23 protein-coding genes are annotated in these 21,784 nt (G+C 47.1%); 16 read left to right on the top strand and 7 right to left on the bottom strand.

The genetic code is table 11. The features are described from left to right. Nucleotides 1–206: 206 nt before the first annotated feature. Nucleotides 207–2,348, top strand: coding sequence for a (Fe-S)-binding protein (locus tag Q9R23_RS11845; RefSeq protein WP_311247105.1), 2,142 nt, complete (start codon nucleotides 207–209; stop codon nucleotides 2,346–2,348). 80 nt (nucleotides 2,349–2,428) lie between these two features. Here the strand turns inward: Q9R23_RS11845 and Q9R23_RS11840 are convergent, their stop codons facing one another. Next, nucleotides 2,429–2,800, bottom strand: coding sequence for a type II toxin-antitoxin system PemK/MazF family toxin (locus Q9R23_RS11840; RefSeq protein WP_087681817.1), 372 nt, complete (start codon nucleotides 2,798–2,800; stop codon nucleotides 2,429–2,431). A 26-nt stretch (nucleotides 2,801–2,826) separates the two neighbouring features. Next, nucleotides 2,827–3,087 carry an AbrB/MazE/SpoVT family DNA-binding domain-containing protein gene (locus Q9R23_RS11835; RefSeq protein WP_087681818.1) on the bottom strand — a complete coding sequence of 87 codons (261 nt, stop codon included), beginning with the start codon at nucleotides 3,085–3,087 and terminating at the stop codon, nucleotides 2,827–2,829. A gap of 333 nt (nucleotides 3,088–3,420) precedes the next feature. On the opposite strand from Q9R23_RS11835, the gene Q9R23_RS11830 reads away from it, so the two are divergent. The 5 genes from Q9R23_RS11830 (at nucleotide 3,421) to Q9R23_RS11810 (ending at nucleotide 9,049) form a co-directional block, all read left to right on the top strand. After that, nucleotides 3,421–3,789 (top strand): MerR family transcriptional regulator, encoded by a 369-nt coding sequence (locus tag Q9R23_RS11830; protein ID WP_035399153.1) that lies wholly within the window; start codon nucleotides 3,421–3,423, stop codon nucleotides 3,787–3,789. A 36-nt stretch (nucleotides 3,790–3,825) separates the two neighbouring features. Further along, nucleotides 3,826–5,148: a hemolysin family protein gene (locus Q9R23_RS11825; protein WP_214856193.1), complete on the top strand. Its 1,323-nt coding sequence runs from the start codon at nucleotides 3,826–3,828 to the stop codon at nucleotides 5,146–5,148. 178 nt (nucleotides 5,149–5,326) lie between these two features. Beyond that, the gene (locus Q9R23_RS11820; RefSeq protein WP_311247104.1) at nucleotides 5,327–7,003 is read left to right on the top strand and encodes a LytS/YhcK type 5TM receptor domain-containing protein; all 1,677 of its coding nucleotides are present in this window, start codon (nucleotides 5,327–5,329) and stop codon (nucleotides 7,001–7,003) included. Nucleotides 7,004–7,092: 89 nt separating this feature from the next. Next, nucleotides 7,093–8,124 (top strand): aldose epimerase family protein, encoded by a 1,032-nt coding sequence (locus Q9R23_RS11815; protein WP_251137968.1) that lies wholly within the window; start codon nucleotides 7,093–7,095, stop codon nucleotides 8,122–8,124. Between the two features lie 70 nt (nucleotides 8,125–8,194). Further along, complete coding sequence (locus Q9R23_RS11810) at nucleotides 8,195–9,049, top strand: DegV family protein (protein WP_311247103.1); 855 nt, start codon at nucleotides 8,195–8,197, stop codon at nucleotides 9,047–9,049. A 47-nt stretch (nucleotides 9,050–9,096) separates the two neighbouring features. Here the strand turns inward: Q9R23_RS11810 and crcB (Q9R23_RS11805) are convergent, their stop codons facing one another. Beyond that, nucleotides 9,097–9,447 (bottom strand): fluoride efflux transporter CrcB, encoded by a 351-nt coding sequence (gene crcB / locus Q9R23_RS11805; protein WP_311247102.1) that lies wholly within the window; start codon nucleotides 9,445–9,447, stop codon nucleotides 9,097–9,099. Continuing rightward, entirely contained in the window at nucleotides 9,448–9,846 is a 399-nt protein-coding gene (crcB, locus tag Q9R23_RS11800; RefSeq protein ID WP_311247101.1) for a fluoride efflux transporter CrcB, read from the bottom strand. Nucleotides 9,847–10,000: 154 nt separating this feature from the next. Here crcB (Q9R23_RS11800) and Q9R23_RS11795 point away from each other — a divergent pair, with 154 nt between their 5' ends. The 3 genes from Q9R23_RS11795 to Q9R23_RS11785 all read left to right on the top strand — a co-directional run bounded on the left by Q9R23_RS11795 (nucleotide 10,001) and on the right by Q9R23_RS11785 (nucleotide 13,270). After that, nucleotides 10,001–11,470 (top strand): methyl-accepting chemotaxis protein, encoded by a 1,470-nt coding sequence (locus Q9R23_RS11795; RefSeq protein WP_214856190.1) that lies wholly within the window; start codon nucleotides 10,001–10,003, stop codon nucleotides 11,468–11,470. 112 nt (nucleotides 11,471–11,582) lie between these two features. Further along, nucleotides 11,583–12,518: an NADP-dependent oxidoreductase gene (locus tag Q9R23_RS11790; protein ID WP_311247100.1), complete on the top strand. Its 936-nt coding sequence runs from the start codon at nucleotides 11,583–11,585 to the stop codon at nucleotides 12,516–12,518. A gap of 167 nt (nucleotides 12,519–12,685) precedes the next feature. Continuing rightward, on the top strand, nucleotides 12,686–13,270 hold the full coding sequence (locus Q9R23_RS11785) for a DUF4352 domain-containing protein (RefSeq protein ID WP_311247099.1): 585 nt from the start codon (nucleotides 12,686–12,688) through the stop codon (nucleotides 13,268–13,270). Between the two features lie 259 nt (nucleotides 13,271–13,529). On the opposite strand, the gene Q9R23_RS11780 is transcribed toward Q9R23_RS11785, so the two are convergent. Next, the gene (locus tag Q9R23_RS11780; RefSeq protein ID WP_311247098.1) at nucleotides 13,530–14,312 is read right to left on the bottom strand and encodes a nucleotidyltransferase domain-containing protein; all 783 of its coding nucleotides are present in this window, start codon (nucleotides 14,310–14,312) and stop codon (nucleotides 13,530–13,532) included. Nucleotides 14,313–14,415: 103 nt separating this feature from the next. Next, nucleotides 14,416–14,766 (bottom strand): winged helix-turn-helix transcriptional regulator, encoded by a 351-nt coding sequence (locus tag Q9R23_RS11775; RefSeq protein WP_029343241.1) that lies wholly within the window; start codon nucleotides 14,764–14,766, stop codon nucleotides 14,416–14,418. Between the two features lie 121 nt (nucleotides 14,767–14,887). Between Q9R23_RS11775 and Q9R23_RS11770 the strand changes: the two genes are divergently transcribed. Then, on the top strand, nucleotides 14,888–15,736 hold the full coding sequence (locus Q9R23_RS11770) for a VOC family protein (protein ID WP_214856182.1): 849 nt from the start codon (nucleotides 14,888–14,890) through the stop codon (nucleotides 15,734–15,736). A gap of 48 nt (nucleotides 15,737–15,784) precedes the next feature. Here the strand turns inward: Q9R23_RS11770 and Q9R23_RS11765 are convergent, their stop codons facing one another. Continuing rightward, complete coding sequence (locus Q9R23_RS11765) at nucleotides 15,785–16,570, bottom strand: NUDIX domain-containing protein (protein ID WP_214856180.1); 786 nt, start codon at nucleotides 16,568–16,570, stop codon at nucleotides 15,785–15,787. A gap of 272 nt (nucleotides 16,571–16,842) precedes the next feature. On the opposite strand from Q9R23_RS11765, the gene Q9R23_RS11760 reads away from it, so the two are divergent. The 6 genes from Q9R23_RS11760 (at nucleotide 16,843) to Q9R23_RS11735 (ending at nucleotide 21,581) form a co-directional block, all read left to right on the top strand. Further along, nucleotides 16,843–17,424 carry a DedA family protein gene (locus tag Q9R23_RS11760; RefSeq protein ID WP_311247097.1) on the top strand — a complete coding sequence of 194 codons (582 nt, stop codon included), beginning with the start codon at nucleotides 16,843–16,845 and terminating at the stop codon, nucleotides 17,422–17,424. A gap of 279 nt (nucleotides 17,425–17,703) precedes the next feature. Beyond that, the gene (locus Q9R23_RS11755; protein WP_290757216.1) at nucleotides 17,704–19,074 is read left to right on the top strand and encodes a PepSY-associated TM helix domain-containing protein; all 1,371 of its coding nucleotides are present in this window, start codon (nucleotides 17,704–17,706) and stop codon (nucleotides 19,072–19,074) included. Beyond that, the gene (locus Q9R23_RS11750; RefSeq protein WP_290757213.1) at nucleotides 19,071–19,514 is read left to right on the top strand and encodes a hypothetical protein; all 444 of its coding nucleotides are present in this window, start codon (nucleotides 19,071–19,073) and stop codon (nucleotides 19,512–19,514) included. The genes Q9R23_RS11755 and Q9R23_RS11750 overlap by 4 nt, the downstream gene beginning before the upstream one ends. A gap of 286 nt (nucleotides 19,515–19,800) precedes the next feature. Beyond that, a complete protein-coding gene (gene tnpB / locus Q9R23_RS11745) occupies nucleotides 19,801–20,973 on the top strand; it encodes an IS200/IS605 family element RNA-guided endonuclease TnpB (RefSeq protein WP_290784731.1) in 1,173 nt (390 codons plus the stop codon). A 105-nt stretch (nucleotides 20,974–21,078) separates the two neighbouring features. Further along, a complete protein-coding gene (locus tag Q9R23_RS11740) occupies nucleotides 21,079–21,225 on the top strand; it encodes a hypothetical protein (protein WP_311247170.1) in 147 nt (48 codons plus the stop codon). Further along, on the top strand, nucleotides 21,156–21,581 hold the full coding sequence (locus Q9R23_RS11735) for a FixH family protein (RefSeq protein ID WP_311247169.1): 426 nt from the start codon (nucleotides 21,156–21,158) through the stop codon (nucleotides 21,579–21,581). Before Q9R23_RS11740 ends, Q9R23_RS11735 begins: the two co-directional genes overlap by 70 nt. Nucleotides 21,582–21,784 lie beyond the last annotated feature (203 nt).

Here is a 21,784-nt window from a genome sequence, read left to right as displayed (position 1 = left end):
TAGACGAAGGAAATCTTGCTAAGCATGTCTATCGAACAATCGCACGTGACAATTTACTTTTAATAGATTCAACTCATTTTTTAAATCATATTGAGCCAATCAATCGAAAGAGAATTTATTTAAAAATTTATGAATGAATAGTCATTCATTATATGCTATACTCATTTCAACACAACTGCTTTAGGGGGAAAGGGGTTTGTTCGAACATGAATACATTTTTAATCATCAACTGGATTGCCTTCCTACTCGTCATCGGTTATGCAGGCTATCTGTTCACATCACTTGTCAAAAGTCGTTATGCCGCCATTAAACGGGGGAAAAAAGCGGAATGGACGCTGACGAATAAAGAACGACTAGACGCAGTTTTAGTTAACGTCTTTGGTCAAAAGAAACTATTAAAAGATAAGAAAAGTGGCGCAATCCACGTCATGATGTTCTATGGATTCTTACTCGTTCAATTCGGAGCAATTGATTTTATCTGGAAAGGACTTGCCGTCGGTCAGCGTTTTCCGCATGTCCCGCTCGGTCCACTTTATCCATTTTTTACATTCTTTCAAGAAATCGTCATGCTCGTCATCTTGATTGCCGTCGTCTGGGGTTTTTATCGCCGGTATGTCGAGAAGCTCGTCCGTCTGAAGCGAAATTTTTTAGCAGGTCTTGCCTTGATCTTCATCGGTGGCTTGATGGTTGCCGTCCTCTTCGGAAATGGATTCTTCCTTGTCTATGAGAACCACTCGACGCTCGGTGAACCCGTCGCTTCAAGCATTGCGTTCTTATTCGGCTGGGTACCGGAATCGGTCGCTTTCGGATTATTCGTCTTCTTCTGGTGGGCGCATCTTTTGTTCTTACTTAGCTTCATGGTCTACATCCCACAAGGTAAGCATGCGCACTTGATTGCCGGTACAGCAAACGTCTGGCTCGGTCGGACATCGAAGGTTGGTCGTTTGGCACCGATTGATCTATCCGTCATGGAAGAAGCAGAAGACGACGAAGCGGAATTCAGCTTCGGGGTCAATCGGATTGAAGATTTCAATCAAAAGCAACTCGTTGATCTATATGCCTGCGTCGAGTGCGGTCGCTGTACGAACATGTGCCCAGCAAGCGGAACTGGGAAGATGTTGTCACCGATGGATTTGATCGTTAAATTACGGGACCATCTTAATATGAAAACGGCAGCCATCACACAACGTTCACCATGGGCACCTGCTTTTGCGTTCGAAGGATCGCAAGGAAATCAGATTGCCTCGCTCGCTGCAGCCGGGCAGATGGATATCGTCCCGGATTCATTGATTGGGAACGTCATTACGGAAGAAGAAATTTGGGCGTGTACGACGTGCCGAAACTGTGAGGATCAGTGTCCGGTCATGAACGAACATGTTGATAAAATCATCGACCTTCGTCGCCATCTCGTCATGATGGAAGGCAAGATGGATCCGGAAATGCAGCGGACGATGGCAAACATCGAACGTCAAGGTAATCCATGGGGGATGAACCGAAAAGAGCGCGAAAACTGGCGGAAAAACCGTGATGAACTCGTCGTTCCGACAGCGAAAGAAAAGAAGAAAGCAGGCGAAGAGTTCGAGTACCTGTTCTGGGTCGGGGCGATGGGATCGTACGATAACCGGAGTCAAAAAATCGCGATGGCGTTTGCCCGTATTCTGAACGAGGCAGATATCTCGTTTGCGATTCTCGGAAACGATGAGAAGAACTCAGGCGATACACCACGTCGAATCGGTAACGAAGTCTTGTTCCAAGAACTCGCGGAAGCAAATATCAAATCATTTGAGAAGTATGGCGTCAAAAAGATCGTCACGATTGATCCGCATGCCTACAATACATTCAAAAATGAGTACCCAGACTTCGGACTCAGTCTGGATGTCGAAGTCTATCACCATACCGAATTGCTCGCTCGTCTGATTGATGAGAAACGCATTACACCGCTCCATGAAGTCAAGGAGCGTGTCGTTTATCACGATTCGTGTTACCTCGGTCGATACAATGATATTTACGACGCACCGCGTTATATTCTCGAGAAGATTCCAGGCATCACTCTCGTCGAGACAGAACGTAACCGTGAAAAAGGCATGTGTTGTGGTGCTGGTGGCGGCATGATGTGGCAAGAAGAAAAAGTTGGTGCACGTGTCAACGTCGCGCGGACGGAACAATTGTTGACCGTCCAACCATCCGTCATCGGGTCAGCATGTCCGTACTGTTTGACGATGCTTAGTGACGGTACGAAGGCGAAGGAAGTGGATGAAGCAGTCGCCACGTATGATGTCGTCGAATTACTGGAACGGTCGATCGTCGGCTCGTTTTCAAAAAATGATGATTTGATAGAAGTACTGTAGTGGACAGTCTGAAATCAAGATAATAAAAAAGCAATACATTCATTCCTTTTGAGTAACAAGGAATGAATGTATTGCCTTTTTTAGTTTAGACGAGTAATTGAACAATCGCCAAAAATGGAAGCAGCTACAATTTCTTGAACTTCTTCAACAACTTCTTCTGGGCAATTATCAGAAAATTCCCAATCTCTAGAACGCCAATCGATTGTAGAAGCTTGAATCACATTTACATATCCATCGACTTTTAGATTGGAAGGTAACTCTACAAAAAGGCTTTTTTCAGTATGTGTGATTGGACACACCATACAAAAACCGGTTTTGTTAAAATCATCAGTACTAATGACGAGCGCTGGTCGTCTTTTTTGTATTTCTTTTCCTGAACTAGGATCAAAATCGATGTAGCCAATTTGCCCAGTTAAAGGTCTTGCGACAGAAGTTGTTTGTTTTTTTACCATTAATTAAGAGTCCTCTCTAAATGTTTTTAATCTGCTTCTTTTCCTACAAATGGAACAATCTCCTCTTCAAGATCAGAGTATGCACTGTAGTCAAGGTCAGCAAAAACATTTTTAATCCGTTTTGGACGTCTGACCGGTTTTAAAATGAGTGTTCCGTCTGCTTTTTGAATTATGAAAAACTTGTCACCAACTTCTGCTGAAGAAGCTTTCGGTAAGGTTAACCCTTTAGAGTTACCTACTTTACGGACAACAACCTCTTGTTGATGCTCTTCAATTACCATGACCACATGTACATCTCCTTTCTTGAATTCCTTATTTCTCCTCTTTCTCCTCTGCTCTGCATCTCCACTTTTTTCCCCTTTTCCTCCTAAAAAACCGCTACAAAAGATATGACAACTTAGCGAATTCGATTAAGAGAATCGATCAATTTTATCTTTTGTACTATATATAATACCACGTGTAATACAAATAAAACAGTATTACGTGTATTACTCGTATTACATTTAAAAACATAATTTTTATAATAAGCGCGACGTTTTACTGTATGGTTTTGACATGATAAGATAAAAGAACTAGCTATGAAAAGGGGGTGAGAATCTTTTGGGAAGGCGTTACTTCGAATCGGTCAGGTCGCGGAGACCACCGGCTTATCAAAACGAACGATCGATTATTACACATCACTCGGTCTGTTAACACCAGAGCGTACTGCGTCTGGCTACCGTCTGTATGACGAATCGGTCATTCATCAAATCGAAAAGATTGAATATTTGAAGTCTCAACGGCTTTCCCTGCAAGAGATTCTTGCTTCTTTTACGGAACGGGAACAAAAAACAGGGGAGACGATTTATCAGGAAGTGAAACAACTTCAGGCGACGGTTGAAGGACTCGAGCAGCGTTTGTTACATTCGACGGACGTCGAAAAACAAGCGATCCGCTTAGAACTGTCCCGGCGTCTGACATTGATTGCTTCCTTGATTGCACAGCTTTAATACAAAACAATGGAGGTGACCCCTGTTTAGGGGATTTTGGATACTATATTATTCATCAATTTATTTTTAGTGGTGTTGTTGATCGTGTTGACGGCGTTCTTCGTCGGATCGGAATTCGCTGTCGTCAAAGTGCGGATGTCGCGTTTGGATCAGATGATCCAGGAAGGCAATAAAAGTGCGGTCCTTGCGAAAAAAATCGCCGGTGATCTTGATTATTACTTGTCTGCCTGTCAGCTCGGTATTACCGTCACGGCACTTGGTCTCGGGGCACTTGGAGAACCGACAGTCGAAAAGATCTTGCATCCGGTCTTCGATGACTTCGGGATCTCTGCTGCTGTTTCGACACTCTTGTCGTTTGGTATCGCATTTGTATCCGTAACGTTCTTACACGTCGTCATCGGCGAACTTGCTCCGAAGACACTCGCGATTCAGTATGCAGAACGCATGACATTGTTATTTGCTCGTCCGCTGTATGTGTTCGGGAAGATCATGTATCCGTTCATCTGGTTACTCAACGGTTCAGCACGCCTGTTCCTTGGTCTGTTCGGTGTCAAACCAGCAGGACATGAACAAGCCCACTCAGAAGATGAATTGAAAATCATCATGGCGCAAAGTTTCCAAAGTGGTGAAATCAATCAGACAGAACTTGCTCTCATGCAGAACGTCTTCGCCTTTGACGAGCATATTGTCAAAGACTTAATGGTTCCACGGATGCGGATGGAGACGATCTCGGAACGTTTGACGAAGAACGAACTGATGGAAATCTTCATGGACAATCCGTATACGCGTTATCCGGTCACAGAAGAGAACGATAAAGACCGGATTCTTGGATACGTCAACGTCAAGGAAGTCTTGACGGATTTTGCGAACGGGAACGAACATCCGGTGACACATTACGTCAAGGAACTACCGGTCGTCTCCGAAGTAACATCACTTCAGGACACATTGCGGAAGATGAAACGGACCCGGACACATCTCGTACTCGTCGTCGATGAATATGGTGGAACAGCAGGACTCGTCTCGATGGAAGACTTACTCGAAGAAATCGTCGGCGAAATCCGTGATGAATTCGATGCAGATGAAGTCGAAGAAATCGAACAAATCAAATCCGACGAATTTTTACTGGACGGTACTGTATTACTCGTGGATTTAGAAGAACGTTTCAACATTCGATTTACGAACGTCGAGGATGTGGATACGATCGGCGGCTGGATTCAGATGCACAACATTGATCTTCAACCCGGTGAGCACATCGATACACCAGATTTTTCGGTTGAAGTAACGGAGATGGAGAACTATCAAATCAATCGCGTCAAGATTTGGTTGCATCCAGCTGAACAAGTAGAAGCAGAAGGATAAGATGGTCGGTTCCTCATCGAGGAGCCGATTTTTTTATATCACATCAGTCAAAAAATCAAGAACTTGCGGATTGTGTGAACTTTCAGCGGTCATGATAGGAGAATGGTGGAGTGAGCGGGAATGTAATCTACAACTACCGTATTGTCGATTCGCGTCCTATGAAACGAGGAGGTATTCCGTGCTTGATCAGATTCCATTCTTACTGAGTCGTTTAGGTATGTTAGCACTGTTAGCCTTTCTATTGTCCCAGTGGCGCATTTCTCGATACATATTCAAGATGGACCGCGGGATGAATGTACCACTTCTTTTAGCATTCGTATCATCTGGTATTTTAATGAACTATGCGGGAATCGTGCTTTCGAATGATACAACGATTGATCCGTTACTCGGGTTATCCGTCAAAAAGGATGCTTTATTACTTGATACACGTTTAGCAGTCATCGTGACGAGTGGTCTGATCGGTGGACCAATCGTCGGTGGGATCACAGGATGTCTAGTCGGGTTGCACCGCTATTTACTCGGTTCTCTAGGGGCAGAAGCCGGTTGGATCATTGCGATGATAGCTGGGTTCGTGAGTGGATGGTACCGGAAACGTTGGCGCTTACGGGATGACTATGCCTTGATTCCACCAGTCGGCATCGTCTTCGTCGCATTGTTCTTTGAAAGTGGAATCACGTTGTTGCTGGCTCCAGACACGACGCAGGCGCTTGATTTAATCAGTCATGCGGTGTTTCCATTATTGTTCGCGAACACATGTGGTGTCGTACTGTTTATCATGATTTTACGAACGCAACTTCGACTCGAAGGTGATCTCTTCGTCCGACAAACGGAGCGTTCTGATCGGTTATTACAAGCGTTGCAACCCTTACGAAAGCAAGGGTTGACGTCAGAAGTCGCCCGACAAATCGGAGTGACATTATTAAAGGAAACGAAAATGCAACGTGTCGTCTTGCTCGGAGCGACGGAAGTCGTCATTGATATGACGGAACAGCAACCTGCTGTCTGTGGCGAACAACCGAGACGTGAGGAACAACAATGGATTGAGGCAGAAGAACCCGTCCGGCAGGAAGATGAACTGACGGGACAGATTCTAAGCTTTCATCCAATGCGCATCAACGGTCAAAAGGCGGGTGTCATCTGTTATTTCTCGAAAGATCTATTTGACGATACGGTCGAGCGAATGACGGAACAACTTGTCCGTTTATTAGCACGAGAGTTGCACATGCACCGAGAAGAGCAGTTGCTCCGATTAAGCGGTAGAAAGATGAAACCTATGTTACACGTCAGTTATCTCAAAGGCATCATCGAAGAAATTCAGCGGACAGCCGATCCCGGAACTCCTGTAAAACATCAATTGAATGCGTTGCTTCAACTTTTGACGACAGCGACGCGGCATGATGAACATCCACTGCGTGAGGAACTAGCGACGCTAAAAGCTTATCTATCGCTCGAAGGTACACGCCGCCGTCCGAATCAATTGACGTCCGCTGATATCACGGTCGATCTCGACATCGAGACTTCCGTTGAGGAATACTTCGTTTTCCCGTTCCTCGTGACACAGCTTGTCGATAATGCACTACGTCACGCGTTCGTAAAGGCAGGACGGCATCACCGGATTGATGTCCGCGCCTTTAAGTCGACGACGGATTGGGTCATCGAAGTCGCAGACAATGGGCAAGGAATGCCGTTTGCTGTGATGCAACAACTGGATCAAAAAGAATCAGGTGATTCGAATCTGTTCTTGATTCGACGCGCACTGGAGGTGACATATGGTCCGGCTGCGTCACTACACGTCTATTCCATTATCCATCAAGGAACACGAATCGAAGTCCGACTACCTTTTCCATCGCCTTGACGACAGTGGCACTTTGCTACTGTTGTTTTTTTGTGTTGCTTCAAGGGTAAATAGGAAAACAGCAAAACGTATTGTACAGGAGGAAGCAGATGATGATTACGACAACAGAAGTGGGTCAACTAGAAGATCAGTACTTGTTACGGTTCACGTTAGAGAATGTTCATGGACATAGTGTCGATATCTTGAACCGAGGCGCAAAAATTCTTGCGATACGGGTTCCAGATCAGCAAGGGATGATTGAAAACGTCGTACTCGCATTTGATGACCTGTCAGAATACCAGGATGATCCACACCATTTAGGCGCAACGATCGGACGTGTCGGAGGACGAATCGCGAACGGAGCGTTCGCGCTCGAAGGAATGACGTATGTACTTGAACAAAATGAAGGCGAGCATCATCTTCACGGGGGAAGCGAGAATTGGGCGAACCGGATGTTCACGCACGAAATCAACGATGACCGACTCGTCCTACGATTAGATAGTCCGAATGGAGAGAACGGCTATCCAGGTCACTTGTCGTTTGAGTTGACCTTCGAATGGACAGACGAGAACGTCCTGCATGTTCATTATGAAGCGGAGACGACGGCCTCGACACCGTTCAGTCCGACGAATCATACGTACTTCAATTTGACAGGTGAGGCGAAGACGACAATCGAACAGCATGTCCTGCGAATGGACGCCCCTTTTTATATTCCGTTGACGAAAGATGCCGTACCGACCGGTGACATTCTCCCGGTAACAGACACCGTTTTTGATTTTCTCGATGCCCGTTTTCTACATGAAGTCACACACGCACCAGACGAACAACTTCGTCAAGCGGGTAGCGGGGTGGATCATCCCTTCCTGCTTAGAGAAGGTGGGGAGATCGTTCTTGACGAACCAATCAGCGGGCGGCGGTTACGGGTCGTAACCGACCAACCGGGGGTCGTCGTCTACACGGCCAATCACTTGTCAGGCGAGTTCACGATTTGTGGAAGACGGGCAACGCCGTACCTGGGTATCTGTTTTGAGACACAAGGGCTGCCGGATGCGATCAATCAACCAGATTTCCCTTCCGTTGTCTTGCGTGCCGGTGAGCACTATCATAAGCGTACATCGTTTCATTTTCAGATGATGTCATGAGGTATCTTGCGATTTCCACTCCTGTATATGGTAGGATAGAGCAAGAAGAATCTAACGGAGGCTAAGGAAAATGACTAAAATTGCATGGGTGACCGATAGTATGGCCTATTTCACGAAGGAAGAGGCGGAAGCGATCGGCGTCAATGTCGTGCCGATTCAAATTTTACTTGGTGATACGACGTATCAAGAGAATGCCATTACGGTCGAGCGTCTGTTTCGTGCCCTGGATGCGGACAAAAAGCTGATTGCAAAAACTTCACAACCGATCTTTGGTGAGTTCGTCGGGACATACGAACGGCTAAAAGAAGAAGGATATGACTGCGCGATTGCAGTACATTGTACGAATGGATTATCAAGTACCGTTCAAAGCTCAGCATCAGCAGCGGAAGCGGCAAGCTTCCCGGTTCATATCATCGATTCCCATACCGCGTTCGAAAACCAACAGGAATTCATTCGTTACGGAATGGAACTTGAGGCGCAGGGGAAATCGGTCGAAGAAATCGTTGCGGCGTTACAAGCATTGGCAAAAAAGACCCATTTTTATATGATCGTCGGTAATATGGAGACGATGCGTCGCGGTGGACGTGTCTCGTCAGGAGACCTGTTCCTTGCGAACTTACTCAGCATCAAACCGATCATCACGACGGATGAAGCGGGAAAAGTCGTACCGTTCAAAAAAGCACGTTCTCTTAAGAAAGCTTACATCGAGATGGTCAAACAAATCGATGAGTCGATGCGTCAACACACGTTCTATAAGAACCGGATTTATGTCGCGACGACGATGGCACCAGAAATGGCAGCGGAACTGCGTCAGCAGGTCGCAGCGAAATTCCCGGATCTGACGATTCTTGAAGGCACGTTCGGACCGGCAATTGGGACACATGCCGGAGCAGAGACGGTCGGTCTGTTCTGGATGAATGACTAAAATTACATGTAAGAGGCGATGGATTTTTCCATCGCCTCTTTTTTCAATCAAGCGGTCAAGGTGATACCGAAAAAGGCAGCGAGGATTCCGAATCCATAACTGCATATCAAGTAGAAGGCGAGTACTTTTCGGTTTCCATCTTGTAAGAGCTGTAACGTTTCAATCTTGAACGTCGAGAACGTCGTAAACGATCCGAGAAAGCCGGTACCAAGCAGTAACGTCCAGGTCGTATCAAGATGCGATCCGATGACGAGTCCGAGTAAAAACGAGCCAAATACATTAATCAGGAATGTGGCTAGTGGAAATTCATGTTTCCATATCCTCTTGATCCATTGACTGACAGCAAAACGACTGATAGCACCACAAAAAGCACCGATGGCAAGGGCGAGTAATTCCATTCACTCACGTCCTTTCGTCACGTGACGCAGTCGTCTTGTCCCAAGCGCGTAACCGAGATAAGACAGGAATAGACCGCCGAACAGGCTGACGAGTACGTAGAGGAACGCATCCGCTAGATGACGTTCGTTAAATAAGGTCACAGTCTCGACGCTGAATGTCGAAAATGTCGTGAATGAGCCGATGAAGCCCGTTCCGATGGCAGTGATCGCATATTGATGCAAGAGTTTCGTTCGAAATAAAAAATGTGTCGCATAGCCGAGCAGAAAGCTACCGATCAAGTTGATCGCAAGCGTGGGCCACGGGAAAGGACCGACTGTAAAGTCGCCAATCAGCAGTCCGAGTCCATAACGTGCAAAGGCACCGAGAATACCTGCGAGACCTACGAGTACATAGAGCATAGGAATCCTCTTTTCTGAAAAAAGTCTACGTTAAACGTACTCCTGGCTTTAAGAAAGCGTCAAGAAAAAAAGTCATCCGAGGAACTTAACGATTGAATTCATTCTGCCGATGAACAATTGTATGACTTTACTATGATGAAGGAGTTTGAACAAGATGGTATCTGCCCTCGAGCAACAAAGTACAAAGATTTTGTCCCGCCTGATTGCAACGTTGATTACGATTGCGCACCCATTGATTTTCTTATTTGCCCAAATGAATTACGTTCCGATCAGTGTGTTTTATCAATTTTTAGTCGGTGGTCTGATCTTGACGGTCGCGTTGCTTGTCGGCAACCGCCTCCTCGGACATCGTCCGAGCGGGAAATATGTTCAAGTGACATTAACGTATCTCGTCCTCGCCTTGGTTTTGACGACATTACCGTCCCCAAGTATCTGGACGATTGCTTACCTTTATTTGACGATTTCAATCGTCTATTTGATTCCGCGTCTGGTCATTCTCGCCGGAATCCTTGGATTGGTTGAAATGGCAGTATTCACAGTGCTTGGAACGATTGTCTTTACGAATACGTTCGATTTGATCGTCGCGTACGTCATTTACTTGATGATTTTCTCAGCGGCTGTCTTCGTTGCTGTTTTTGGACGGAACATCATGCTAACCGTCCGAAAAGAACAAGAACGGTCGGAAGCATACGCAACAACATCACAAATTGCCCTGAAACAAACGGCAGCAACCGCAACGGAAGTGACGACGTTCACAGAAGAAATGAGTGAAACGGTCGACGCGGCGAAGGATTCGTTCAGTCAGGTCGATTTAGCGATGCAACAGTTAGCAAGTGAAGCAGCAGGTAGCGTTCAAGCGATTCGTGAAATCCGTCAATTGAACGAACAACAAGTCAATCGGATGGAGGAAGTGACGGTATCGGTCGACCGTGCCCTCAAGCGAAGCTCCTCATCACGGACGACAGCTGAACAAAGCAGACAGACGATCGGTCTTGCTGGACAATCCCTGCACCAATTAACGACGAGCATGGATGAGTCGGTCACGTCGTTCGGACAGCTTGCTGGGCGTTTCCAGGAAATCGTCGCTATCACGTCGACTATTAATGCGATTGCGACGCAAACGAACCTGCTTAGTCTTAACGCGTCGATCGAAGCGGCTCGTGCGGGCGAGTTCGGAAAAGGTTTTACGGTCGTTGCGCAAGAAATTCGTAATCTATCATCACAGACGGCAGAAGCGTCGAAGGAAATCAATTCGATCATCGAACGTGTTGAGCAGGACGTTACGCAAACCGGAAACTCGATTCATGCGAGCACAACACTGCTACGTGAACAAGAAGAACGGATGGCAGAGAGTCAATTGGCGCTACAGACGATTGAGACGGATACAACGGAAGTCGTTGGTTCGATCCAGTCGGCGCAGACTCAGTTCGCGACGATGACAAGTAGTCTTACTGCTATCACGACAGCAACCAGTCAACTCGACACGTTCATGAATGCCTTGCTCGCGCAAAGTGAGTCATTATCAGGTCTGACACGTCATCAAGTCGGACAGATCATGGAACTGCAACAGGCGATTCATGCCTTGAACGAGACGGCGTCCACCCTTCAGCAAACGAATCGTTAACGAAACAGCTCCTCATTGATCAGTGAGGAGCTGTTGTCTATCCTCAGACTGTTTGTTGGTGGAACGGACGGGGAAGAAGATAGGGAATGATTATCGAAGGAGGAGTCAACGGATGAAAGCAGCTTACATTGAACAGTATGGTGGATCGGAACAATTTAAGATCGGAGAACTGGAAAAGCCGGTCATCGGACCAGATGATGTTTTAATTGAAGTCTATGCCGCGAGCGTAAATCCGGTCGACTGGAAGTTACGAGAGGGGTACTTGCGTCAGATGCTGAGCTACGAAATGCCGCTCGTTATCGGTTGGGACGTTGCAGGAGTGATTCAGGAAGTCGGAGAAAACGTCTCGGATCTTCAAGTCGGGGACGCCGTCTTCAGTCGTCCAGAAATCGCTCGTCAAGGGACCTATGCGGAGTATGTCGCAGTTGATGCGCATTTAGTTGTGAAAAAACCAGAATCGCTCAGTTTCGCAGAAGCAGCGTCCCTTCCGCTCGTCTCGCATACAGCGTGGCAGGTCATGTTCGAAGTGATGGATGCGAAGCCAGGTGATCGGATCTTTATTGGTGCCGGATCAGGGGGCGTCGGAACGGTTGCGATCCAACTTGCGAAAGCGAACGGGTTGTACGTCATCACGTCAACAAGTACGAAAAATGTCGACTGGGTAAAATCGCTTGGAGCCGACGAAGTCATCGACTACAAACAAGAAAATCCAGCCGACCGTGTCCGGGACGTCGATTTTGTATTCGATACGATGGGCGGAGACAAGCAAGGGGAGCTCTATCAGATGCTGAAACCAAATGGCATGCTTGTTTCGATTTCCACACCACCCGATGAAGAGCAAGCGAAACAACACAATGCCCGTTCTGCGTATGTCTTCATGCAACCGACCGGTGAGCGTTTGCGGCATATCGCTAAAGCCGTCGAGCGAGGCGAATTGCAGCCTGTCGTCGATCGAATCTTTGATCTCGACCACATCAAGGAAGCGCACGATTATGGCGAAGAAGGGCATGCGAAAGGAAAAATCGTCATCCGGGTCAAAGGAGAATAAGGAGAGGAGGGCGCTGAAATCAGCGTTCTCTTTTATTTTTGTCAATCTTTTTATCGAACCATAAACAAAAAATAACCTGGTAAAAAAAGTGTAAAGGATAAGGGGTTGCTTCTTCCTATACTAGGGCTATCAGACGTGAGTCAGCCACATTAAAAGGAGGAAGTAACATGAAAAAAGGATTGAAGTGGGCAGGAATCATCGTAATCGGAGCAGTCATCCTTGGAAATCTAGGAGATGACGAAGAACAAGGAGCACCGGAGAAAAAAGTAGAGGTCGAACAAGAAGCAGTCAAATCAGAAGCAAAACCCGTGAAAGCAAAAGCAGCGGCGAAGCCGGTCAAGAAAACCTATGGCATCAACGATCAGGTGAAGGTCGGGAAACTGACGTATGTCGTCAATGACGTCAAGATGGTCGATTCGTTGTCGAACGTCCTCGGCGAAAAGAAAACGTCAGGACAATTCTTAGTCATCGGGTTGACGATTCTAAATGGAGACAAGGAAGAACGGTTCGTCGACAGCAACATGTTTAAAGTTAACGTCGGCGATACGGAATACTCAGCCGATACGGAGCTTGATCTTTATGCGAATGAAGACGGAATGGGCTTCTTCTTAGAGACGATCAACCCGAATATCAAGAAAACTGGCAACATCGTCTTCGAATTACCGAAACAGGTGAAAAATCCGATGCTTGAAGTCTCGTCTGGCTTTGGCTGGGCAGGTGGACAATCAAAAGAGATTCAATTGACACAGTAATGAGTGACCATAGAAGAGACTCAATAAAAGAATGACGCGTCTTTTCACGCCCTTTCCTCAGGCGAGACACAAGCCAGTTTTCCTGCTTCATTTAAGCAGGAAAGCGGGTCTTGTTTGTCTCTCACAGCGCATAAATGCGCTTTTCCTGTAGGAGTGGCGTGAAACGCGTCATTCTTTTTGTTACGAGATAAGGGTGGCAGATCATCATTCTGCCACCCTTATCTTTGTGGAAACTGATTTTTGAGTCAGCCCCTTCTTGTTACCGTCCTGATTGTTGGATCGAGAGTTCAGGCGTTAATCGATCGAGTAAAGCGAGCGTCTCTGGATGAGCGGCAAGCGTCTGGTCGAGTGCGTTCCGTTCAGTCTCTAGACACGCTAGATAACGTTGAGCCGCTTCAGCGTGCGTTGCGGGTGTCAAAACGTCATAGATTGCTTCAAGCGCAAAGCGTGGATGGTCTGGCAATGTCGTCGGAATCGTCTTTAATCCGAGTTGCGCTCGTTCAGGAACATGATGATGGAGTAATACTTTTGCGAACTTAATCAAAGCGCTACGGAGCATCTCGACTGCCCATAAGTCATTTCCCCGTGCTGCTGCTTTTTTATATTGGAACAAGAACCAGACAGCATCGATTGCTTCATCGGTCGCTTCTTGAGCAGAAAGTGTTAAGTCACATGTATCGGTAAAGTCCGTCAACTGTTCTTGTGGATCATACAAGACGCGCAATTGATCCTTGTGGTTCAGCGAATCGAGCGTCACCGTGAATAAATCGATATGTAGGAGATCATCATAGACGACGATCATTTGTGGTGCGATGATGTCGATCTCATCTTTCCAGATGATTGAACGATAAGTAGAAAGATGGGACAAACGACGCGATAAGAATTTTGTTTGACGTTCTTCCGAGACGAGACAGTACAAATCGATGTCTGAATGAACATCTTCTTCTCCCCGCCCGAAGGATCCTTTCAAGAAGATGGCTTCGACTGCAGGATCTTGTTTGAGTCGAGCAACGAGTTGCTCGATCGCATGAAGTTGATGCATAGGAACTCATTCCTTTCCAAAAACAGAAGTCTATTACGTCAGTATACGTGATAATAGACAGGTTTTTCCATGAAAAATGAGAAATCGCATCGGAATGGACTTCTCATTGTGAAGTAGACGTAAGTTTGTCTTTATTTTCGAGATGGATGACGTGTTGTTCGCCCCATGCATTGATGGCGTCAAGAACGGGGATAAGTGTCCGTCCATAGTCCGTTAGAGAATACTCAACGCGTGGCGGGACTTCCTGATAAATCTCGCGATGAACGATGTCGTTCAGTTCAAGTTCACGCAGTTGAGCCGTCAGCATTTTTTGCGTAATGTTCGGCAATTGTCGTTTCAATTCACTGAAGCGAAGCGTTCCGTGTGTGATCAAGACGAGTAAAATCGACGGCTTCCATTTTCCGGTCAAGATTTCGAGTGCTGTTTCGACCCGACAGCTTGGTGTCTCTTCCATCAGTCTTCCTCCTTCATGGTATCGTTTAGGATACTATACCACTTATTCGTGCCTACTTCCGCTTCGATCGCTTTCGCGTAATAATAGGGGTACGAGCTATTTCATTGAAGGAGGAAACACCATGTCGATTCATCCACAAATCACACTCGGTCCCGTTCGCTTGCGAATCACGGACCTCGATCGTTCGATTTCATTTTATACAACGTCACTCGGATTACGCGTGCTGACGCAAACCGATCAGTTGACGGTGCTTGGTGCACAAGATACACCACTCGTTGAACTTGAAGTCCACCCGAATGCCCGCCGTTTCCCACCGAACTCGGTTGCCGGGTTATATCATTTTGCGATTTTGCTACCGAACCGAAAAGAACTCGGCTTCGTTATCCGGAATTTGATCGAACAAGGAATCGAGATTGGTCAAGGTGACCATCTCGTCAGTGAAGCGTTTTATCTGTCGGATCCAGACGGGAACGGGATCGAGATTTATGCCGATCGTCCACGTGAGACCTGGACGTACGAAGCAAACGGAGACGTCAAGATGACGACGGATCCCGTCGATTGGCAAAGCATGCTCGTCGAAGCGGGAGAAGAAGACTGGTACGGCATGCCAAGCGATACGGTCATGGGACATGTCCATTTCCACGTCAAGACACTCGAAGCGGCGCGGGCCTTTTATGTCGACACGCTCGGCTTTGAGGTTGCGGCTGACGCTTCGCGGATGCGTGCGTTGTTCGTCGCTGCCGGCGGCTACCATCATCATATCGGTCTGAACGTCTGGTCGGGAGTCAACGCACCGACGAATCCGGAAGATGCGGTCGGACTTGTCTACTGGACGCTGCGTTATCCGGATCAAGCGACGCTTCAAGCAGCCATCGAGACATTAAAGTCTTCTGCTTATACCGTTACAGATCAAGCAGATGCTGTCTATGTTACCGATGATGCCGGAATCACTGCTCGATTGACAACGTAACCGAAAAAATCCCCTTGCGGCGAAAAATCTGCAAGGGGATTTTTTGTTTTATCGTGAAGATGATGTTGCATTGCCGTCATACCGGCTGATCAACTCATACGGTCTGACTTTATATAAGGCATGCGGGAAGTAGTGCGGATCCATCGCGTCAAGCGTCCGTAACTGGAAATGCTCCCGTTTGATGTATTCACTCAGCGAGTCACGTGTCAGCGGGAAGAAGCCGACATCCGTCGTTTCACCTTCTTGTGTCGCAAGTTCACCGCCAACCGCTTTTCCGCGGAAGCAGACACAAAGGACATGACTTGAGACATTTTGATAGATACCGGTAATCCCGTCAATCGTGACATCGACACCGGTCTCTTCTTTAACTTCCCGTTTGATCGCGTCAATAATCGACTCGTGATTTTCGACTTGTCCACCCGGCATCTCATACGTATCACCCCGGTGGAGGTTGCGGACGAGCAAGACTTCATCGGCATCGTTCGTGATGTACGCGGTCACGCTGACGATCGCGCGAGGGGGAGCATACGTACCAGTCGACGTCATGAAATCTTCATAGGATTTGATATAGAGGTTTTTGCCGAGGCGCGCGCGCTTCTTCATCGCTTCGCGACGTAAGGCACTGTTGCGGACATCACGATCGACTTGTTCGTAATGTTCACGGTCGCGGTATTCCCAGATAGCGATGACTTCATCTTCTGCCTCCGTCACCCAGCGCCCAACAAGACGGGCACCATGACTGACTTGAAGCGGGTACAAATAGGTATGGAAAAACTCAGTGAATTCTTCTAGGCGTTCGGGACGAATCGTATAGGTCTTCCGGCGATGTAGCATGGAAATTCCTCCTATCAGATGAGCGTTCAGATGTACGCTACACCCCTTCTCGAATGGATGGAGGAAACCCTTTTTTCTCGATGTGGGAAAAGGATTTTTTATGAAAAGGGGCTGAATCCATTCATATGACGTAACAGGCTTTCCGAAATCGATGACGATTTATTTTGCTCAAAAAAGTACAGCTAAAGAAGAACTTAAGAAATGGATAGGGCTCAACTTCAGAAAAATCGGGGATACTGAAAATAGAGAGAAATAGAAAGTAGGGATACGTGATGGATATCATGGCACTCGTCCGCCTGGCTGGCGGAATCATGTTCACCCCATTGTCGGACGATGTCTTGATGATGAGTTTTGCAGCACTTCGATTACGAGAGGGGATGTACCCGGTCGTCATCTGGCTGACCGCTTGGCCGATCTTCTTCATCGCCTTTACGTGGTTTTATCTACTTGCTCGGTTCTTCCGTGAGATTCCGCTCGTCAAACGCTGGATGAAATCACGTTTCTTAGAACGAGCAGAAACGATCATTGAACGACGGGGATTATGGGCAATCGGACTATCGTTCTTCTTACCCGGCGTCAGACACCCGATTCATTATGTCGCCGGACTCCTCGGTTATCCGTTACCGCGCTATTTAGTAATGACATTCTTAGCAGCAGGCGTGTATACAGGACTCTGGACTTTTTTGATCGTCCGGATCGGAGAAGCCGTGACGTTGTCGGAGCTATGGAACTGGCTCCAGGTGAATCCAGGGATCGTCGGCTCTGTCGTGATCATTGTGATCGGTATTGCCGTCATCGGTATCGTGCATCATCGCCGTCAAAAGGATGCGGTAGAAGAGAGTTCTTCGATTTAAACGATAGGTACTACGTGAGCGAATCCATTGCTGGATTCGCTTTTTTGATGAAGTTTGATTTTATGAATATAGATAGTTTTTTGAAATAAGAAGTAACCTGCAAAAAAAGTGAAATCATTGTCAAAAAATGACGCACATCACTTCTTAAAAGCTACCTGATTTACACACTGGATTGGCAATTTATCGTCACAGGTAGTTATCTGAAACTGGATTGTAAACTCTTATACTAAGAGGTGTTCACAGAGTGGACATATTTAACTGGGGTCAAGGGGGATCACGATGAAAGAAGAACAACAAGCCAAAAGAAAGCGGCAGAGCTGGTATCAATCGATGTGGCGGTGGCATTTTTATGCAGGAATTATTTTTGCACCCATCTTTATTATTTTAGCTGTCACAGGATCGATTTATCTCTTTAAACCGCAAATTGAAGATGCCTTATATGGTGATATGATTTTCACACAAGAAACAGGTAAACCCGTCACGCTTGAGAAACAGATGGATGCGGTCAAGGATGCGTATCCGAAAGCGACGATCACGTCGATCGGTCAATTCGAAGACGCGGACCGGACGACACGGATGGGAATTCAAGTTGGGGAAAAAGCTGGATACGCCTATGTTGATCCGTACACAGCAGAAGTGACGGGACAACGGATGGGAGATGGACCTCTTGGCTTCATCAAGACGATTCACGGAGAACTGTTCGCGGGGAAAGTCGGGAACCTGCTTGTTGAACTGGCAGCTAGCTGGGCGATTATCTTATTGATCACAGGTACATATCTATTTTGGCCGCGTGGGGAACAAGGGAGCTTTAAACGCGTGTTTCTCCCTTCATTCAAGAAGTCGAAAGGATCACGTAACTTCTGGAAGGGACTGCATGGATCAGTTGCTGTCTGGTCAACGATTGGTCTTCTGATCATCATCGGTTCTGGACTAGCTTGGTCTGGTGTAGCAGGTGAATGGATCAACACGGCTGCGACGAAAACGAACTCGAACTTCCCGCAGTATGCATTTGGTCCAGATGAGACGATGCAATCGCAAATCGTCACGAAGGATATCGCACAAGATATTCCATGGGCAACACAAAACGATGTCGTCCCGACTTCTGGACCGGCAAAACCGATCTCGTTGTCAGTGACGGACATCGCAACACAAGCAAAACAACTTGGTATGGAGCGTCCTTACCAAATCAGCTTGCCACAAGGAGAACAAGGGGTTTACACACTCTCTTCCTTACATAGTGAGCCGCTGAAGGAAAAAACGATGAACGTCGATCAGTACTCAGGCAATGTCTTGTCGAACGTCACGTTTGCCGATTATGGCTTCATGGCAAAAGCCATCTCGATGGGAATCGGGTTCCACGAAGGACGTCTTTTCGGTCTATTGAATCAACTCGTTGGACTCGCACTATGTCTCGGTTTGATCTTCATCGTTGTTAGTTCGTTCGTTTTATGGTGGAAACGCCGGAATGGTGCGGGTCAATTATCGGCACCAAAACGTGCCGTCGACCAGCGTGTCAAACGAATCGTCGCACTGCTTATCGTCCTGATCAGTCTGACGATGCCACTCGCAGCGCTTTCCGTCTTTGCGATCTTGATTCTTGATTTCATTCTGTTCCGTCGCCGGACAGGGGAAGAGGAGGTGGCGGCATGAGACGAATCGTTACGACGGTCATAATCGGGAGTGCCGTGTTATTAGCGGGCTGTCAGTTCGAGACGAAAGCGGCTCCGGTCGCGATGAAAGTCGGATTGTATGCGCCGGAAAAAATGGAGGAACCTGCTAATACGACGGTGTCTGTCGAGATCGAACATCCTGATAATGTCGATGAAGTTCATGTTCAGGTGACACCATACGGCAGTGAGGAAACGGAAACATTCGAGACGACACATCGGAAAGGGCACTATGTCAGTAGTATCCCGTTCAAGCAGGCGGGGATCTATGTCGTCAACGGCATGGTGCACTCAGGTCAAGCCGTTTATACGCCAAAAACGCTCGTTCGCGTCGGCAAGGTATCTGACGCGGATTTCAAAGACGCACAAGCAAGTTTTCAGTCGAACGTGTCGACAAGTGGTGGACACGGACATCATCATTAATCATGTAAAGGTGAGCGAGCGATGAGCGATCTCACTTTCATGATGTCATATGAATATTTTAGAGAACCGAGGTAATGTCATGAATCAACCGCAAACGATGACGGAAGAGAAACAAGTCACGACGTCATCTAACAAAGTGTATCGGACGATTTGGCGGTGGCACTTTTATCTAAACTAGGCGAGAATACTCCCACTTCTAAACGATGAGGATGAAGCCTCAGTAAAAGTGCGAGATGAATCTCCAACCTCCCTTTCGGGTATATCATCTGGAAAGGAGGTACACATCATGTTGAAGCATCGTGCGTACAAGTTCAGACTATACCCGACGAAAGAGCAGAAAATCATGATTTCTAAGACGATCGGCTGTTCGCGCTTCGTCTTCAACTATTTCTTATCGAAGTGGGAAGAGACTTACAAAGAGACCGGAAAAGGGCTTTCTTACGGCTCTTGTTCGAAAGAACTTCCGTTGTTAAAACAAGAGTTTGACTGGTTGAAAGAAATTGATAGTACGTCCGTACAAACGAGCATCAAACATCTGGCAGATGCATATGACCGTTTCTTCAAGAAGCAGAACGAACGACCACGCTTCAAGTCGAAGCGCAACCCTGTCCAATCCTATAAGACGAACATCCAAGGTAAGTCTCAACTTCCGGAAGTCTCGATTGTAGGCAACATGCTTAAACTCCCAAAGCTGAAGTGGGTCCGTTTCGCAAACTCGAAGCAGGTAGAAGGACGAATCTTGAACGCCACAATCCGACGTAACGCTTCAGGAAAATACTTCGTCTCCCTGCTCGTTGAACAGGACATCCATGAACTGCCGAAGACGGGTTCATCCATCGGCGTCGATGTCGGGTTGAAGAACTTTGCCATCCTGTCGGACGGCATGATCTACCAAAACGCCCGTTACTTCCGAACGCTGGAGAAAAAGCTGGCACGCGAGCAATGCAAGCTCTCTCGACGTCAGCGCATCGCCTTGGCTAAGAAAGTTAAGCTGTCCGAGGCAAGGAACTACCAGAAGCAGAAACGAAAGGTCGCCCGCATCCATGAAAAGATCGCCAACAAGCGCACCGACTTCCTGCACAAGGTATCCACCGAGATCGTCAAAAACCACGACGTTATCGGAATCGAGACCTTGCAGGTGAAAAACATGCAGAAGAACCGCAGGTTGAGCAAGTCCATCTCCGAGGTCAGTTGGTCAGCGTTCTTCCGCATGCTGGAGTATAAGGCAGGATGGTACGGAAAGACTGTCGTGAAGGTTGGGAAGACCTTCGCATCTAGCCAACTGTGCTCGAGTTGCGGTCATCAACACAAAGACGTGAAACATCTTGCCTTGCGTGAATGGACATGCCCGAGTTGTGGTGTCCACCACGACCGTGATGTGAACGCAGGACTGAATCTTAAACAAGAAGCCGAACGTATCCTAGCTTCTTCAACCGTCGGGACGACGGGGTTAGCCTGATCAAGTTTCGACCAATAGGTCGGATCACTCAGGAATTCACCACCTCTAATCAAAGCGAAGGTGAGGGGAGTTCAAGCTGGTATCATTTTTGCACCGTTCCTCGTTATGCTTGTCGTGACAGGATCGATCTATCTATTTAAGTCACGAATCGAAAACGTCCTGTATCAATCGTATATGAAGTCATACCGAAAGCAGATCGTATCACTGCGACAGAACAGTGTGTCGTATCTAAACCATTATCGATCAAAATGAATGTCCCGACAGACGTACAACCGGACGCGAAGAAAAAGCAGACGTTCGAAGCGACGGTCTGGTGTGAAGCCAAACCGCTTCAAAAAGTCGATTATGTTCACTTCGAAATCTGGAAAGCGGACGGAACAGTCCGCTATAGTATGGAACCGGCAGAGGAGACAAAGCCAGGTGTCTATACGATTGCGAAGGCACTACCGAAATCCGGTTTGTATTATGTCAAAGCGCATGCAAGCAGTGAAGGTACGATGATCATGCCAACACGGCAGTTCATCGTCGGTGAGTTATTGAAAGAAGATTTAAAAATCTTACAAGGTGGAGCAAAACCAGCTGGCGGAAGTAGCGGTCATCATCATTGATAGAGGCATCAAAAAGAGGCTGGGACATAACTAGCTGAATTTAACGAGAAGAAGGAATTGCCATCACTCAGGATGTGCAATTCCTTCTTTTTTCATTGTCTCGCGTCAAGTTGCCCTTCGGGCAACGCTTTGGATGAGCCATTTTCTTAAATTTACGGCCATGAGGATGAAGCCGAGCTCACGCTTCACCTTCGCTTTTCCTT

The sequence above is a fragment of the Exiguobacterium sp. BRG2 genome (assembly GCF_031844245.1).
Lineage (GTDB): Bacteria > Bacillota > Bacilli > Exiguobacteriales > Exiguobacteriaceae > Exiguobacterium_A.
The sequence above is the reverse complement of the archived record's forward strand: the minus strand, read 5'-3'. Positions and strand labels throughout refer to the sequence as shown.